Annotated in this window: 14 protein-coding genes and 1 other RNA gene; 4 read left to right on the top strand and 11 right to left on the bottom strand. The window is 46.9% G+C overall.

The features are described from left to right. The first annotated feature begins 16 nt into the window (after positions 1–16). Positions 17–700 (top strand): tetratricopeptide repeat protein, encoded by a 684-nt coding sequence (locus ABJ081_04445; protein MEP6355912.1) that lies wholly within the window; start codon positions 17–19, stop codon positions 698–700. Between the two features lies 1 nt (position 701). Here ABJ081_04445 and ABJ081_04450 read toward each other — a convergent pair whose 3' ends face one another. Continuing rightward, positions 702–1160 carry an NUDIX domain-containing protein gene (locus ABJ081_04450; GenBank protein MEP6355913.1) on the bottom strand — a complete coding sequence of 153 codons (459 nt, stop codon included), beginning with the start codon at positions 1158–1160 and terminating at the stop codon, positions 702–704. 71 nt (positions 1161–1231) lie between these two features. Between ABJ081_04450 and ABJ081_04455 the strand changes: the two genes are divergently transcribed. Further along, positions 1232–2116, top strand: a complete 885-nt coding sequence (locus tag ABJ081_04455; GenBank protein MEP6355914.1) for a metallophosphoesterase — start codon at positions 1232–1234, stop codon at positions 2114–2116. 9 nt (positions 2117–2125) lie between these two features. Here the strand turns inward: ABJ081_04455 and ABJ081_04460 are convergent, their stop codons facing one another. Next, positions 2126–2839: a hypothetical protein gene (locus ABJ081_04460; GenBank protein MEP6355915.1), complete on the bottom strand. Its 714-nt coding sequence runs from the start codon at positions 2837–2839 to the stop codon at positions 2126–2128. Between the two features lie 288 nt (positions 2840–3127). Between ABJ081_04460 and ABJ081_04465 the strand changes: the two genes are divergently transcribed. Next, positions 3128–4180 carry a GTP-binding protein gene (locus ABJ081_04465; GenBank protein MEP6355916.1) on the top strand — a complete coding sequence of 351 codons (1053 nt, stop codon included), beginning with the start codon at positions 3128–3130 and terminating at the stop codon, positions 4178–4180. A gap of 242 nt (positions 4181–4422) precedes the next feature. Here ABJ081_04465 and ABJ081_04470 read toward each other — a convergent pair whose 3' ends face one another. From ABJ081_04470 to ABJ081_04510, 9 genes are all read right to left on the bottom strand, one after another. Beyond that, complete coding sequence (locus tag ABJ081_04470; protein MEP6355917.1) at positions 4423–4773, bottom strand: hypothetical protein; 351 nt, start codon at positions 4771–4773, stop codon at positions 4423–4425. A gap of 153 nt (positions 4774–4926) precedes the next feature. Beyond that, positions 4927–5898, bottom strand: a complete 972-nt coding sequence (locus ABJ081_04475) for a leucine-rich repeat domain-containing protein (GenBank protein ID MEP6355918.1) — start codon at positions 5896–5898, stop codon at positions 4927–4929. A gap of 34 nt (positions 5899–5932) precedes the next feature. Beyond that, positions 5933–6448 carry a hypothetical protein gene (locus ABJ081_04480; GenBank protein ID MEP6355919.1) on the bottom strand — a complete coding sequence of 172 codons (516 nt, stop codon included), beginning with the start codon at positions 6446–6448 and terminating at the stop codon, positions 5933–5935. Between the two features lie 185 nt (positions 6449–6633). Further along, positions 6634–8250: a GMC family oxidoreductase N-terminal domain-containing protein gene (locus tag ABJ081_04485; protein ID MEP6355920.1), complete on the bottom strand. Its 1617-nt coding sequence runs from the start codon at positions 8248–8250 to the stop codon at positions 6634–6636. 54 nt (positions 8251–8304) lie between these two features. Beyond that, positions 8305–9126 carry a TIGR00282 family metallophosphoesterase gene (locus ABJ081_04490; protein ID MEP6355921.1) on the bottom strand — a complete coding sequence of 274 codons (822 nt, stop codon included), beginning with the start codon at positions 9124–9126 and terminating at the stop codon, positions 8305–8307. 3 nt (positions 9127–9129) lie between these two features. After that, a complete protein-coding gene (locus tag ABJ081_04495; GenBank protein ID MEP6355922.1) occupies positions 9130–9744 on the bottom strand; it encodes a 5-formyltetrahydrofolate cyclo-ligase in 615 nt (204 codons plus the stop codon). 81 nt (positions 9745–9825) lie between these two features. Then, positions 9826–9986: non-coding RNA, 6S RNA (gene ssrS, locus ABJ081_04500), on the bottom strand. Between the two features lie 47 nt (positions 9987–10033). Then, entirely contained in the window at positions 10034–10429 is a 396-nt protein-coding gene (locus tag ABJ081_04505) for a cell division protein ZapA (GenBank protein MEP6355923.1), read from the bottom strand. A gap of 20 nt (positions 10430–10449) precedes the next feature. After that, positions 10450–10749, bottom strand: coding sequence for a DUF4164 domain-containing protein (locus tag ABJ081_04510; GenBank protein ID MEP6355924.1), 300 nt, complete (start codon positions 10747–10749; stop codon positions 10450–10452). A gap of 514 nt (positions 10750–11263) precedes the next feature. Here ABJ081_04510 and tkt point away from each other — a divergent pair. Continuing rightward, entirely contained in the window at positions 11264–13249 is a 1986-nt protein-coding gene (gene tkt / locus ABJ081_04515; protein MEP6355925.1) for a transketolase, read from the top strand. The last annotated feature ends 15 nt before the right edge of the window (positions 13250–13264 follow it).

The following is a 13264-nucleotide window of genomic DNA, read 5'->3' on the forward strand; positions in this document are numbered from 1 at the left end:
GATATAGGAGAGCAACATGCAATATATTTTGGGAACCCTTCTTTCTTTCGCTCTCGCGTTAGCATTGCCCCTTGGTGCTCATGCGCAAGAAACATCTCCACCCGTGGAAGCACCCAACACCAATGACATTCAAAAGAAGCTGGTTGCAGAACTGGAAGCTTTGAGAAATGAAATTGCGCTTGCCCATCACGAAGACAAGCTGATTGAGCGTGAAAAACTCTACGCCATTTTGAAAACCGCAAAAAGCGAACCTGGTGGCAAATATGTTGCAGACGCACTTTGGAAAAATTGGATCGCATCGGCCCCAACACCTGAAGTCGCTGATCTTGTTTCCCAAGCCATGGAACGTCGCCGCTGGTATGATTATGAGGGCGCTCGTGTTATTTTGAATAAGATCGTAGAAGCCGCACCCAATTATTCCGAAGGATGGAACCAGCGCGCTTATATCTTATTCTTACAGGAAAAATTTGATGCGGCGCTTGATGACATTGAAAAGGCGCTGGCATTAGAGCCTCGCCACTTCGCCGCCCTGTCAGGCAAAGCACGTATTCTATTCCATCAAGGCCGCGCTGAGCTAGCACAGCAGGCTTTGCAAAGTGCCGTTGAAATTCACCCTTGGATCTATGAGCGCTATCTACTGACAAGCCCCAAAAAGCCTGGGCAAGAACCAGCGGAAAACCGAACTGGCACTGAACTATAATTCACCAATAGGGGGCAAAAGGTCCCCCATTTGCGACTTCGTCTAAGCGCCTTAACGTGGCGTCTGTCACTCCTTTGGGCAAATCATCAAGTTTGAAAAATCCCGCATCGAGAATCTCGCCGTTGGGTATTTTGGGCGGTTCGGGCTGATGCCAATTGGGACATTCATAAAGTGCCACATGATCGCGCCTAGAAATCCTACGGTTTTTATAAATTGCAATAAGCCGCCCCTCACCCTTCATATGAATGTTGCCTTCCTCACGCAGTTCTTTTTCGAGCGCCTGCGCAAATGTCTCGCCCACTTCCACGCCCCCACCCGGTAGATACCAACCTGCCACATAGGTATGCTTCACAAGATAAACGCGCCCCTCATCATCACGCACAATCGCCCGTACCCCCAGCGTGTGACTGCGACGGATCAAATGGATAAAATGTAAAAAACGTGTAATGATTGAAGCCATAGACACAGTAAGGCAGAGTCGACTAATAAAATCCAGAACCGATAAGCCGACAGTATCTGATAAGAAGGTCCATGTTCAAACTCGCCCATTTCTCTGACCCGCATATCGGTCCTCTGCCACGCCCGAGTATGCGTGAGCTTCTATCCAAGCGCATCACCGGTTATCTCAACTATAAGCGCAACCGCTCTCGTGCCCTCACAGGCGATGTGCTCGGCACATTGTTAAGCGACCTAAAAAAACAAGCGCCCGATCATATCGCCCTAACGGGTGACATTGTGAACATCGCGCTTGATGCAGAAATTCTAGCCGCTCGACAATGGCTTGAAAGCGTCGGCCAGCCCCGCGATATATCCTTGATCCCAGGCAATCATGATGCCTATGTGCGAGGCTCCCTAAACAAGGCAAAAGGCGCATGGTCGCCTTTCTGGTTAGGCGATGATGCAAGGGACGAGGTAGAATTTCCCTATTTAAGACGGCGCGGACCTATTGCCATTATTGCGCTTTCAACCGGCGTCGCCACCGCTCCTTTTATGGCAACAGGAACATTGGGCAGACAACAGATTGAAAAAGCTGGTCAGCTCTTGCGACAAACAGCAAGCCCTGACATTTACCGTGCGGTCTTGATCCATCATCCCCCCTTCGTAGAAAAAGGCCGCTGGATGAAGCGCCTTACAGACCATCGCGCCTTTGTAAAAATGATAGAGAAAGAAGGTGGGGAACTGGTTTTACACGGCCACACGCACCGACGTAATGTAACATCATTGAAAGGCCCGAAAGGCTCTATTCCTGTGGTTGGCGTTCCTTCAGCGTCAAGCGGACTTAACGGCAAACACGAACCATCACGCTATAATTTGTTCAACATCGAAAAACAAAACGAACAATGGAAATGCCTGCATATTGAACGTGGCGTCACACCAAAGGGCACCTTTGAAGAATTGAGCCGAAAGGTACTTTAGGTGTGACCTTTAAAGCGTCGATAGATAAGCACTGATATCATCGCGAAACCACGCAAGCGCCAAGAGCGTTAAGGCGCCGGTTAGAAAACCCGTTAAAAACCAGAAAAAACTGCGCAATCTGCTGTGGCGGACAATAATTGTTGGTTCCAATTCCATCACGGCTGGATCAGGCATTCTGTTATCTGGAGCGCTGTTTTCTGGTATCTTGTTTTCTGGCATTGCGTATTTATTGTCATGTGAAGAAGCAACGTGCTGCGCATGAATTTGTTCATTTTCAATATGCGATAATCGCTCAGCGATATAATGCACTACAGCCTCACCCATCTCAGCTCGGTCACGACTTTCACGCAACAAAATGCGGCCAGCTCGGGTCTGTTTTAACAAGCGAAACCCAGCTCCACCCTTCGACATCATAACAAATGTCGTTTCATCAATCCAAAGTTGGGGTTGTTCACCGTGCGACAAATGAAAATCGAAATATTTTCTTTCATCTCCAATATCAGCAATGACATCCTCAAGATCATCTAAGAGAAGTGACAATTGATTGCGATTTTGACCATGAACATTAGCCGTGGCAAACCGCCTCGCATGTTCTTTCTTTCGAATAAGCTGCATTGTTTCGGTCAAACTGCGCGTATTTTTACTCGATTTATCTGTCTCCGTCTCATGCGTATTAGAGGTTGAAACACGCTCATCAGAGCCATCTTCAATAGGTATATCCATGTCATGACACCTTATTTTTCAATACAATTGATGGATATTTTTTCCACCAAACAAGGTAATATAAAGGCATGATCAAACCGCTCAAAATACATAAAGATAAGCGCTTTAAATCCCTCTAAAATCCTATTATTTTTGATGATAACCAAATTTAGACCAAAATTGGAAGCTTTCACTGCATTTTGACATATCTCGGTTGCCTTTTTATATGAGCAACGCCATACCAACACCAGCCGATCTAATACTAACCGGCCCAATACTAGCCGGGATCACATTTTCAAGGTTCCATCTATGAGTGAAATCAGCCAAGAACACAAAATACCCGTCACCGTTATAACGGGTTTTCTGGGTGCCGGAAAAACCACTCTGCTCAATCGTATTTTGAGCGAAGATCACGGCAAAAAATACGCTGTCATAATTAATGAGTTCGGCGCAATCGGCATCGACAATGATCTGGTTGCCAGCACCGATGAAGAAATTTTCGAGATGAACAACGGCTGTGTTTGCTGCTCCGTGCGCGGCGATCTCATTCGTATCGTCAACGATTTGTTGAAACGCGCTGATAAACTTGACGGTATCTTGATTGAAACCACGGGGCTTGCTGACCCTGCCCCTGTCGCTCAAAGCTTTTTCATGGATGACACCATCAACGCTCAAACAACGCTCGATTGTGTGGTCACTTTGGCCGATGCAAAACACCTTTTGGACCGCCTTCAAGACACCCCTGAAGCCAAAGAACAAATAGCCTTTAGTGATGTTGTGCTGATCAATAAATCTGATCTTTTATCCGATCAAGGATTGCGCGAGATCGAAAACCGAATTCGCGCAATCAATCCCTATGCCGAGCTACACCGCACCATTAAAAGCGATATCCCGCTTGATAAAATTTTAGACAAAGGGGCCTTTGAGCTTGCGCGTATTTTAACATTGGAGCCAGATTTTCTGACTGACGCTAACGATCATAACCACGACCACCATGATCACAGCCATCATCACCACGACCACGACCACGATCATCACACACACCATAACCACGCGCATAATCATGGCGATGAGATTACGAGTGTCTCCTTACAAAGTGCGCGCGATCTTAATCCGGATATTTTCTTCCCATGGATCAATTGCCTTTTGGAAACAATCGGACCCGACCTTCTGCGCATCAAAGGCATTTTGGCTTTTAATGATGATGAAGACCGCTATGTGCTGCAAGGCATACAAACGACAGTTGAAGGCAGCCACCAACGCGCATGGGAAACACACGAAAAGCGCGAAAGCCGCCTCGTTTTCATTGGCCGCAATCTGAACGAGACCATATTAAAAGAAGGCTTCACCGCCTGCACGTAGTGAGGAGGGGGGCAATTAAATTCAGCTTAGAACTCACATTAGTTTTGATGCTTAAGGCCCATTGCTGCCGTACAGACAATTGTACAAATTTGATTGCAGTTTCCCGAAAGCGGCCAATCGATTTCCTGAATAAGTAGCGACACTAGACTTCAGCAAAGCGGACAATGTGACCATATGGGCGAATGTGATTGAAAGAAGAATGTCCGTGACCTCAGCTGGTTATAAGCACAGTCACTTAAGCTTTATTGCCACTTACAATCACTATCAATATTCAACTCTTTTAGGACATAAACTTTCCCTGATACCGCTTGTATATTGCAGTATTCCGTACCGCGCTTTTCAACGCTTACAGTCAAGCTTGCATTGGAAAAGCTACCCGTACAAGTTTTTGAACCAGGCCTCGAATTACCGCGCATCTTGCCTTGGCCACTTTCTGACAACACAAAATAAATCTCGTTATCTGTATCGTTAGCAAAACAGATTTTACCTTCTTTCGCTTCATACTTCTTTGCGGTCTTGGTATTCGATGTTTCTTGTCCAGAACAGGCGACTAAAAACAAAACGCCCAATATAGGAAAATAAATGCTTCTCATTTGCTGCCCCTTATCGCAATTGAAGTAACTCACACAGATGATTTGGTAATCTTCCCATTTTTAGTGGGGTGTTTTGCTAGAAGTTCCTATCAAAGCAGACACCCAAATAAGTTAGTCATTAAAAGCCCGGAGAGCGTTTAGTAAACGGCCCAATTATGCAAGTTTACAAACGTCGCTTGCATCAAATTCTTTGATAACAATTGTTTGCCCTGCCTCAACCTCGCGCGTGCAAATTTTGGGTTCACGGTTACTATGGCTAATTGTAAGTTTTGCGCCTTCGCCGTTATTCTGGCAGTGCCACGAATTATGCGCTAAACGGAAATTACTGGTTCCCTCCGTCGTCTCAAGATAGAAACTTAATGCACTACCGGTATGATTGTTTACGCATATCGAATTTTCACCGCGACTGTATTTTTTCGGCGGTTGCAGAAACACGACCATCTTTCTCGCAGCATCATATCTGTCTGAAAAATCTGATGCGAGACGTGCTAGGAAAACCTGAGTTTTGTATAATATGCCAGGCTTGTAGTTTTGCCTGTACGCGCTGCCACTAACAACTTTCACACCTTTTGCAGACAATGCTTGATAGTATTGTTGAGAACCATCATTTGCGTAGCTTTGATACAAATTAAGGTGTCGTAGGCTTGTCATATTTTGTGTCGGTTCTAGTGACTTTATTGTAGTGCCGTTTAGCACCAGATGTCTCAAAGTAAGAATACTTGCCAAAGGCTCTAAATCGAAAACCCTGCTTTTTGTCGCAATCAGTTTTTCCAATCGTGGACTTTTCGAAAGCGCTGACAAATCAGAAACAGGAGTATTTTTAATATGTAGGTTTTTTAAAACCGGTAGCGTGGCTATTGGGCCTAAATCACTGACATTCGTATCGGACAAAATGAGCGTTTCAAGCTTGTCCATTGTTGAAATTTGCGATGGTAGAGCGTTTAGCTTTAGCAAATCCGACAAATCCAATTGCGTGTGATCACCCCATGCAATGGTTTCCTTTATGCGCTTTTGTGCAATCGCATAGGCCGCCTCGATTGCTGGCTGTCGTTTGTACCAATCGTAGCTAAAGAAAAAGGTAACGATAACCAGTATCATGCCAATAATTTTTGTAAAATTATGCATCGTTCCACTTTCAAATTAAATTAAAATCCAAAGATTATTTTAGGCTCCAAGTTTTCCTGAAGTTTACATTCTGGTCCCAGAAATTGCCTTCAAATCTTGTTTTTCCCGTCAACTGGCTGACAACATATAGACCAAATCTAAAAAATAATTCTGTGCTGTGTGCCTCAGCTTTTCCGTGTGCGTGCATCTTTCTGTCGCTTAAATTTATAATGGCGCGAGCCGTATGGGTTCCTTTATCAATAGTCACGTAGTTTGCACGCCAATATTCGTGGTTGGGTGTTACAAACAATCTTACTGCTTCAGGCGGATTATCGTGTTCATAGGTGTAGGTGAAATCAACTGTAAGTGCGTCATGAAAATTGCCAACGACTTTTACCTCATGCAATTTAATTGTTTCCTCGCTGGATAATGGTTCCTTGTTTTCATAAATTATTTCACCACTATCGATTTTTTCAGTCGCATTTCCCACGTCACTGTTCTGCGATGTTTCTGGAACACAAGATGCAAGCAGGAACATCAATCCAATCATGGTTAGAATCGATTTTGCCATCTGCTTTCCAAGCCCTCAATTAATTTTTAAGAAGTAAATCTTAATTGCTTTAATTTTTTACAAACTTGGTGAAGTGAAGATGTGGCACTTTGGCTGATCTGGAGAGTAAATGTCAGAAACATTTGCTTTTAACGGCGACAATTGAATGTCCAACTTGGGCTCAAAGCTGCCATTGATCAAGCCCCTCACTTCGCCAGAATCATCTCGCTCGCTTTTTCTGCGATCATCATCACGGGGGCATGGGTGTTGCCTGATGTTATTGTCGGCATGATGGAGGCATCGACCACGCGCAGGCCTTGAACGCCGTGCACCCGCAATTGATCATCCACCACAGCCATTGAATCCGACCCCATTTTCGCGGTCCCCACGGGGTGAAAAATTGTGGTGGCGATGTCGCCTGCGGCTTTGGCGAGGTCTTCGTCTGATGCGATATGTGTGCCGGGTTTGAATTCTTGCGGGGTAAATTCCGCCATCCGTTTTGTCGACATCAAGGCTCGGGCGTGGCGGATGCTATCGGCGGCGACGCGTTTGTCGGTCTCGGTTGATAAATAGTTTGGCGCAATATCGGGTGCGACACTTGGATCATTTGAGGTAATCGATACCGACCCGCGGCTTTCTGGCCTCAAATTACACACAGACACCGTGATTGCGGGGAAGTCATGCAAGGGGTCGCCGAATTTTTCAAGCGACAACGGCTGCACATGATATTCGATATTCGCCGTCTCATAACTCTTGTCGGATTTTGCAAAAATACCAAGCTGACTTGGCGCCATCGCCATAGGGCCTGAGCGTTTGAACGCATATTCAAGCGCGATTTTGGCCTTGCCAAACAAGCTCGCCTGTCGCTCATTCAATGTGTCGCCGCCAGTGATTTTGAAAACCGTACGAATTTGCAAATGGTCTTGCAGATTTTGCCCAACCCCCGCCATATCTTTCACCACGGGAATATCATGCGCCCGCAATAGATCAGCAGGACCAAGGCCTGAACTTTGCAAAATGCGCGGGCTGCCTATCGCGCCAGCAGACAAAAGCACCTCGCCATCACAATGGACGACCGATGGCACGCCCTTCACGGTGAGTTTAAGACCGTTTGCCTTCAAGCCATCAAATGTCAGTCGTTCTACATCAGCATGGGTGATGATCTTCAGATTTGCCCGCTTCATCACCGGTTTTAAAAAGCCATCCGCCGCACTCCAGCGCCGTCCACTTTTTTGTGTCACCTCGAAATAGCCAGACCCAAGATTGTCGCCATCATTGAAATCATCGCTGAGCGGCAAATCAAGTTCTGTGGCTGCCTCACGCACAGCGTCAAGAATGTCCCAATGCAGGCGCTGTTTTTCCACGCGCACCTCACCACCCTGCCCGTGCAGTTCATTCGATTTCGTATGATGGTCCTCAGATTTAAGGAATGAAGGTAAGACATCATCCCAGCCCCAGCCCACATTGCCGAGTTGGCGCCACTGATCATAATCTCGCGCCTGACCGCGCATATAAATCATGCCGTTAATAGACGAACAACCACCCAGAACTTTACCGCGTGGATACCCAAGTGACCGGCCATTCAGACCCGCCTCATTGGATGTTGTATAAAGCCAGTCAGTGCGTGGATTGCCTATACAATAAAGATAACCGACAGGAATTTTGATCCAGTGATAATTATCATCACCGCCAGCCTCCAAAACCAACACTTTGTTTTTGGGATCCGCGCTTAAACGGTTGGCCAGCACACACCCTGCGGAACCAGCTCCAACGATAATATAATCCCAATGACCAAGGTCATTGCGTATCGCTTTATCACTCATCCAAAATCCTCCCGATGCATTTGGTCACATCAACAATTGTGAGGCATGAAACCTCTACCAAAAGCTAGGCAGATGCCCCTTTAATCTAGGCCCAATCCGCACGGGTTCAATCGCCACGGCAAGGCCAGTGGTGTCGTCGGTATCCACTGCCACGCCGCAAAGGGTTGCAGGGCCCGGACCTACTTCCATGCGCTCGCCGGGTAGTTTCGTGATAAATTTCTGCAAGGGCGCTTCCTTCATCATGCCAAGCGAGCCACCGTAATCCCCCGTCATGCCCGCATCACTCATATAGCCCGTACCGCCATCGAGAATTTGATAATCACTCGTTGGTACGTGGGTGTGTGTCCCCACTACTAATGAGGCGCGGCTATCCACATGATGGCCAAGACAGATTTTCTCGCTTGTGGCTTCTGCGTGCATATCAATCACCACCGCGTCCACATGTTCGCCCAAGACACAGGCTGAAAGCTCACGCTCAACACAGGCAAAAGGGTCTTCCAGCGTTGGGTGCATGAAAACCTGGCCCATCACATTCATCACCATCACCCGCGCCCCGTTGCGTGCCATAAAAACGCCGCTGCCTTTTCCCGGCGCACCATGAGCATAATTCGCCGGTCGCAAAAAAGTGTCGTGACGGGTGCAAAATTCAAGCGCCTCGCGCTGATCCCACACATGATTGCCCGTCGTCACCACATCAACGCCCGCATTTAAAAAGCCTTGATGTATGTCTTCAGTCACGCCAAAACCACCTGCGGCATTTTCACCATTTAGAACAACAAAGTCGATCGAGTGATCGCGTATCAGGCCTGGCAAAACATCGTCAACAATGGAGCGGCCACAACGCCCAACAACATCACCAATAAAAAGAAGCCGCATTCATTAATCTCCTTGGACGCTTAGAGCCGGATAAACTTCAGGGGCAATCACGCCTTCATGGGTTAAAATATAATCGAGCCGAATGTCATGCGCATCTTGCGGGACAAGAGGCACCTCTTGTAATGCGAAGGCAAGACCGACCGTCAAAGGTGGACGGCCCGCAGCCACAAGCCGCGCTATCGCCCGGTCATAATACCCCGCGCCATAACCAATCCGCCCGCCATAGGTATCAAATACAGAAAGCGGTACAATCATCATCTCAGGATGAAGCACCCGCGCATGAGCAGGCGGGGCCAATGTACCAAAGCCCGCTTCGACTAAAGCTTGCTCATCTTCATAAGCGCGAAATTCGATGGTGGTTTTGTCTGTCACTGCCGGCAGACACAGCTCAGCCCCTTTGGCTCTTAACGCATTCATTAAAGGTTGCGCATCAATTTCGCTTCGGATTGGCAAAAATCCTGAGACTACTTTGCCATTCACGTCACCAAAAACATCTTGATAGTCCAACAGTTTTTTCGCACATGAAGCTCGATAGGGCGCGCGCAACTGATCGCGAGCAACAAGGGCGCGGGTGCGCAAATCCTGTTTGGCGGCTTTCAATGATTGATCTTCTTGCATTCATTAAGACCCTTTGCCGTTTTATAAATCATCATTATCGTCATTACTTCTTTGGGAAAACCAAAGAAGCTGGTGAAAATAAAGTGAGCCGCGACAACCGTCGGATTTATATCGATGCCGAGAAACCTACATAGTAGGTGGGCGCCGTGAATGCCGAAACCCACGGGTCAAGGCAGGGACAGCTCCCGTTCGGATCAGTAAGGCCCTGGCATGAGTTGTCCTAACGCGAAGCGCAGCTCTAAATCATCATATAGGGGGTTTTTATCGCGGGGGCTATGAGGAAACGAGTTTATTCGGCAGCCGATTTAAGCTCTTTGTCGCTTTTTTGTAGGCCATTTATTTTATCCGTAAGGCCTTTTACGCGCTCGCCAACTTCAACCAAAGCACGACTAAGCGTTTCTTCCGATGCCTGATAACGATCAATCAGCGCACGACGGCTTTCTTTGAGTGAGTCGACTTCGGCTTGAAGTCCTACCAAAAGCCTCTGACTTTCCGTTAATTCATCAGCCATCATGATGCCTGCCATAATGGCCAGGCGTTGTTCTCCCACCTCACCAAAACCGTCTTTCAGCTTCTCGATTGAGGTATCAAGCTTCTTACCAAGTTTGAGAAGATGTTCCTCCTGACCTTCATCACAGGCCATGCGGTATGTCTTACCATCTATCGTAACACTAACATGAACCATGGAGATCTACTCGCTTAACCTTATTTTTTATTCGCATCCAATACAGAGCGTATTGTTTCCATTGCACCAACCAGACGCTTGGATACTTCTTTATTTGCATCCTCAAGACGTGCCGCTCGCGCCACTGCTGTATCAAGCGATTGCGCCAACCGTGAACGGTCTAACATAATGTCAGACATCTCATGGTCCAAGGAATTCAGTCGTTGTTTATCTTCAACCTGCCGATCAACCGCATCATCCAAGCCATCTATAGCCAAAACGAGGGAGCGCAGCGCATCTTTTAAGACGTCTTTTTCCTGTGGTATTGTTTCAGACTTCATACCGTCTTCCAAATATCAACTCAATAAATATCACTATAGTCGCATAATGGTGAATTAAAGAACGTATTCCTTTAAACGCCATATCGTAACTTCGCTCAAAAGCATAAGATTTAGACCAAAATCAGATCATGATCCGCAGTCACCTCGATAAAGTAGCATTATTCATTTGCTCTGCTATACGTCAATTAGCAAAGCTGTTTTTTATCAAATGTTACCAATTAGAATATGGCAAGAGACATAAAGTAATCCATGAAATGCATGGTTTATCCCCGTTTTAAAATTTTGACGCCCTTGCACCCCCCATATCGGCGATCAGTGTGCATTAATATAGAGGTCCTGAGCCAAGGTAATTGACTCGCATAAGGTAGCTGCTATGTATGCGCCGCACCCCTTCATGAAGACAGTACTAAAAATTAGACTGATCCCAGTAGGAAAAAACAAATAATTCCATTTCCAGCACTATCCGTTCTTCAATATTCTGGAGGTGCAGCAAATAACATTCCAGGCGGTAATAATGACCGACATCAATAAAATTCCACCTATGGCAAACGCAATACGCGCCCTGTCTATGGATGCTGTTCAAGCTGCTAACTCCGGACACCCAGGCATGCCAATGGGTATGGCCGATGTAGCTACTGTTCTTTTTACTCAATTTCTTAAATTTGATCCAAGAGCGCCCAAATGGCCTGACCGCGACCGCTTTGTCTTGTCAGCCGGTCATGGTTCCATGCTGATTTACTCACTCCTCTACCTCACAGGGTATGAGGATATGACGATTGATGAACTGAAAAATTTCCGTCAAATTGGCGCGAAAACAGCCGGCCATCCTGAATACGGCCATGCCAGCGGCATTGAAACAACCACTGGCCCACTGGGACAAGGTATTTCAACAGCGGTCGGCATGGCACTTGCCGAACGGATCATGAATGCAAATTATGGCGACGAAATCGTCGATCACATGACATATGTCATCGCATCAGATGGCGATCTGATGGAAGGCATTTCACACGAGGCAATTTCCCTTGCCGGTCACTATAAACTCAACAAGCTTATTGTTTTGTTCGATGACAATGGCATCTCTATTGATGGTCCAATTAGCCTTGCTGAATCTGGTGATCAACAAAAGCGCTTTGAAGCTGCTGGCTGGGATGTGATCAGCATTGACGGCCATGATCCGGAAGCCATCATTCGCGCCATCGAACAGGCAAAAAAATCTGACAAGCCTAGCCTAATCGCCTGCAAAACAACCATTGGCTATGGTGCGCCAACAAAAGCTGGACAATCATCATCGCATGGCGCTCCTTTGGGTGCAGAAGAAATTGCAGGAACCAGAAAAGCATTGGGATGGAAACACCGCCCCTTTGAAATACCTGAAGATCTTCTTGATTCATGGCGTATTGCAGGCCTCAGATCCGGTCAATCCCGCGTTGATTGGGAAAAGCGACATAGTGCGCTTGATCTGGAAATTCGCTCAGAATTTGATCGCCGCATCTCAGGTGAATTACCGACTAATTTCGCATCAGCAATATCGGATTACAAAAAGCAACTTGCCGCCGACCAGCCAAAAGTCGCGACCCGTGTCGCCTCTCAAATGGCGTTAGAGGTTATCAACGATATACTACCAGAAACAATTGGTGGCTCTGCTGATCTAACCGGCTCAAATAACACGCTAACAAAAGATATGCAGGACATTACCGCTGAAGCTTATGGTGGACGCTATATGCGCTGGGGCATTCGTGAGCACGGCATGGCAGCCGCCATGAATGGCATGGCCTTACACGGCGGTCTTATCCCCTATTCCGGTGGGTTCTTAATCTTCTCAGATTATTGCCGTGCCTCGATCCGTCTTGCAGCTCTTATGGGTATTCGTGCAATTCATGTGCTAACGCATGATTCCATTGGTCTTGGCGAAGATGGCCCGACCCACCAGCCGGTCGAGCATCTGGCGTCCCTTCGCGCTATGCCCAATCTTTATATGTACCGCCCGGCAGATGTGACGGAAACTGCTGAATGCTGGCAACTGGCTCTTACAGCAAAGGACGCCCCAAGTGCGATAGCCCTTTCACGTCAAGGTTTACCAAGTGTGCGCCCTGAATTTAGCCAAGAAAATCTCTGCGCTCATGGGGCTTATACACTGGCTGGCTCTGAAACAGAATCGCAAGCCGTAATTTTTGCTTCAGGCTCTGAAGTCGAAATAGCACTTGAAGCCAAAGCTGCACTTGATGAAAAAGGCATTCCCACCCGTGTTGTGTCTGTTCCCTGTTTTGAACTTTTTGAAGAGCAGGACCAAGACTACAAATCGGCATTAATGGGTAGAGAGACAATTCGCGTTGGCGTGGAAGCTGCCGTTCGAATGGGTTGGGACCGCTTTATTGGTCACGATGGCACCTTCATCGGCATGTCATCTTTTGGCGCGAGCGCCCCTTATAAAGAAGTTTATGAACATTTTAGCATAACAACAGTTGCAATTATTTCAGCAATCGAAGAAAAAGCTAAATAAGTTTTACTAAGTGGA

This window comes from Hyphomicrobiales bacterium (assembly GCA_039989895.1).
Lineage (GTDB): Bacteria > Pseudomonadota > Alphaproteobacteria > Rhizobiales > JACESI01 > JACESI01.

Bases quoted from the DNA above. Each gene is read 5' to 3' on its own strand.
- ABJ081_04445 (MEP6355912.1), top strand. From the start codon at position 17: ATGCAATATATTTTGGGAACCCTTCTTTCTTTCGCTCTCGCGTTAGCA.
- ABJ081_04450 (MEP6355913.1), bottom strand. From the start codon at position 1,160: ATGGCTTCAATCATTACACGTTTTTTACATTTTATCCATTTGATCCGT.
- ABJ081_04455 (MEP6355914.1), top strand. From the start codon at position 1,232: ATGTTCAAACTCGCCCATTTCTCTGACCCGCATATCGGTCCTCTGCCA.
- ABJ081_04460 (MEP6355915.1), bottom strand. From the start codon at position 2,839: ATGGATATACCTATTGAAGATGGCTCTGATGAGCGTGTTTCAACCTCT.
- ABJ081_04465 (MEP6355916.1), top strand. From the start codon at position 3,128: ATGAGTGAAATCAGCCAAGAACACAAAATACCCGTCACCGTTATAACG.
- ABJ081_04470 (MEP6355917.1), bottom strand. From the start codon at position 4,773: ATGAGAAGCATTTATTTTCCTATATTGGGCGTTTTGTTTTTAGTCGCC.
- ABJ081_04475 (MEP6355918.1), bottom strand. From the start codon at position 5,898: ATGCATAATTTTACAAAAATTATTGGCATGATACTGGTTATCGTTACC.
- ABJ081_04480 (MEP6355919.1), bottom strand. From the start codon at position 6,448: ATGGCAAAATCGATTCTAACCATGATTGGATTGATGTTCCTGCTTGCA.
- ABJ081_04485 (MEP6355920.1), bottom strand. From the start codon at position 8,250: ATGAGTGATAAAGCGATACGCAATGACCTTGGTCATTGGGATTATATT.
- ABJ081_04490 (MEP6355921.1), bottom strand. From the start codon at position 9,126: ATGCGGCTTCTTTTTATTGGTGATGTTGTTGGGCGTTGTGGCCGCTCC.
- ABJ081_04495 (MEP6355922.1), bottom strand. From the start codon at position 9,744: ATGCAAGAAGATCAATCATTGAAAGCCGCCAAACAGGATTTGCGCACC.
- ABJ081_04505 (MEP6355923.1), bottom strand. From the start codon at position 10,429: ATGGTTCATGTTAGTGTTACGATAGATGGTAAGACATACCGCATGGCC.
- ABJ081_04510 (MEP6355924.1), bottom strand. From the start codon at position 10,749: ATGAAGTCTGAAACAATACCACAGGAAAAAGACGTCTTAAAAGATGCG.
- tkt (MEP6355925.1), top strand. From the start codon at position 11,264: ATGACCGACATCAATAAAATTCCACCTATGGCAAACGCAATACGCGCC.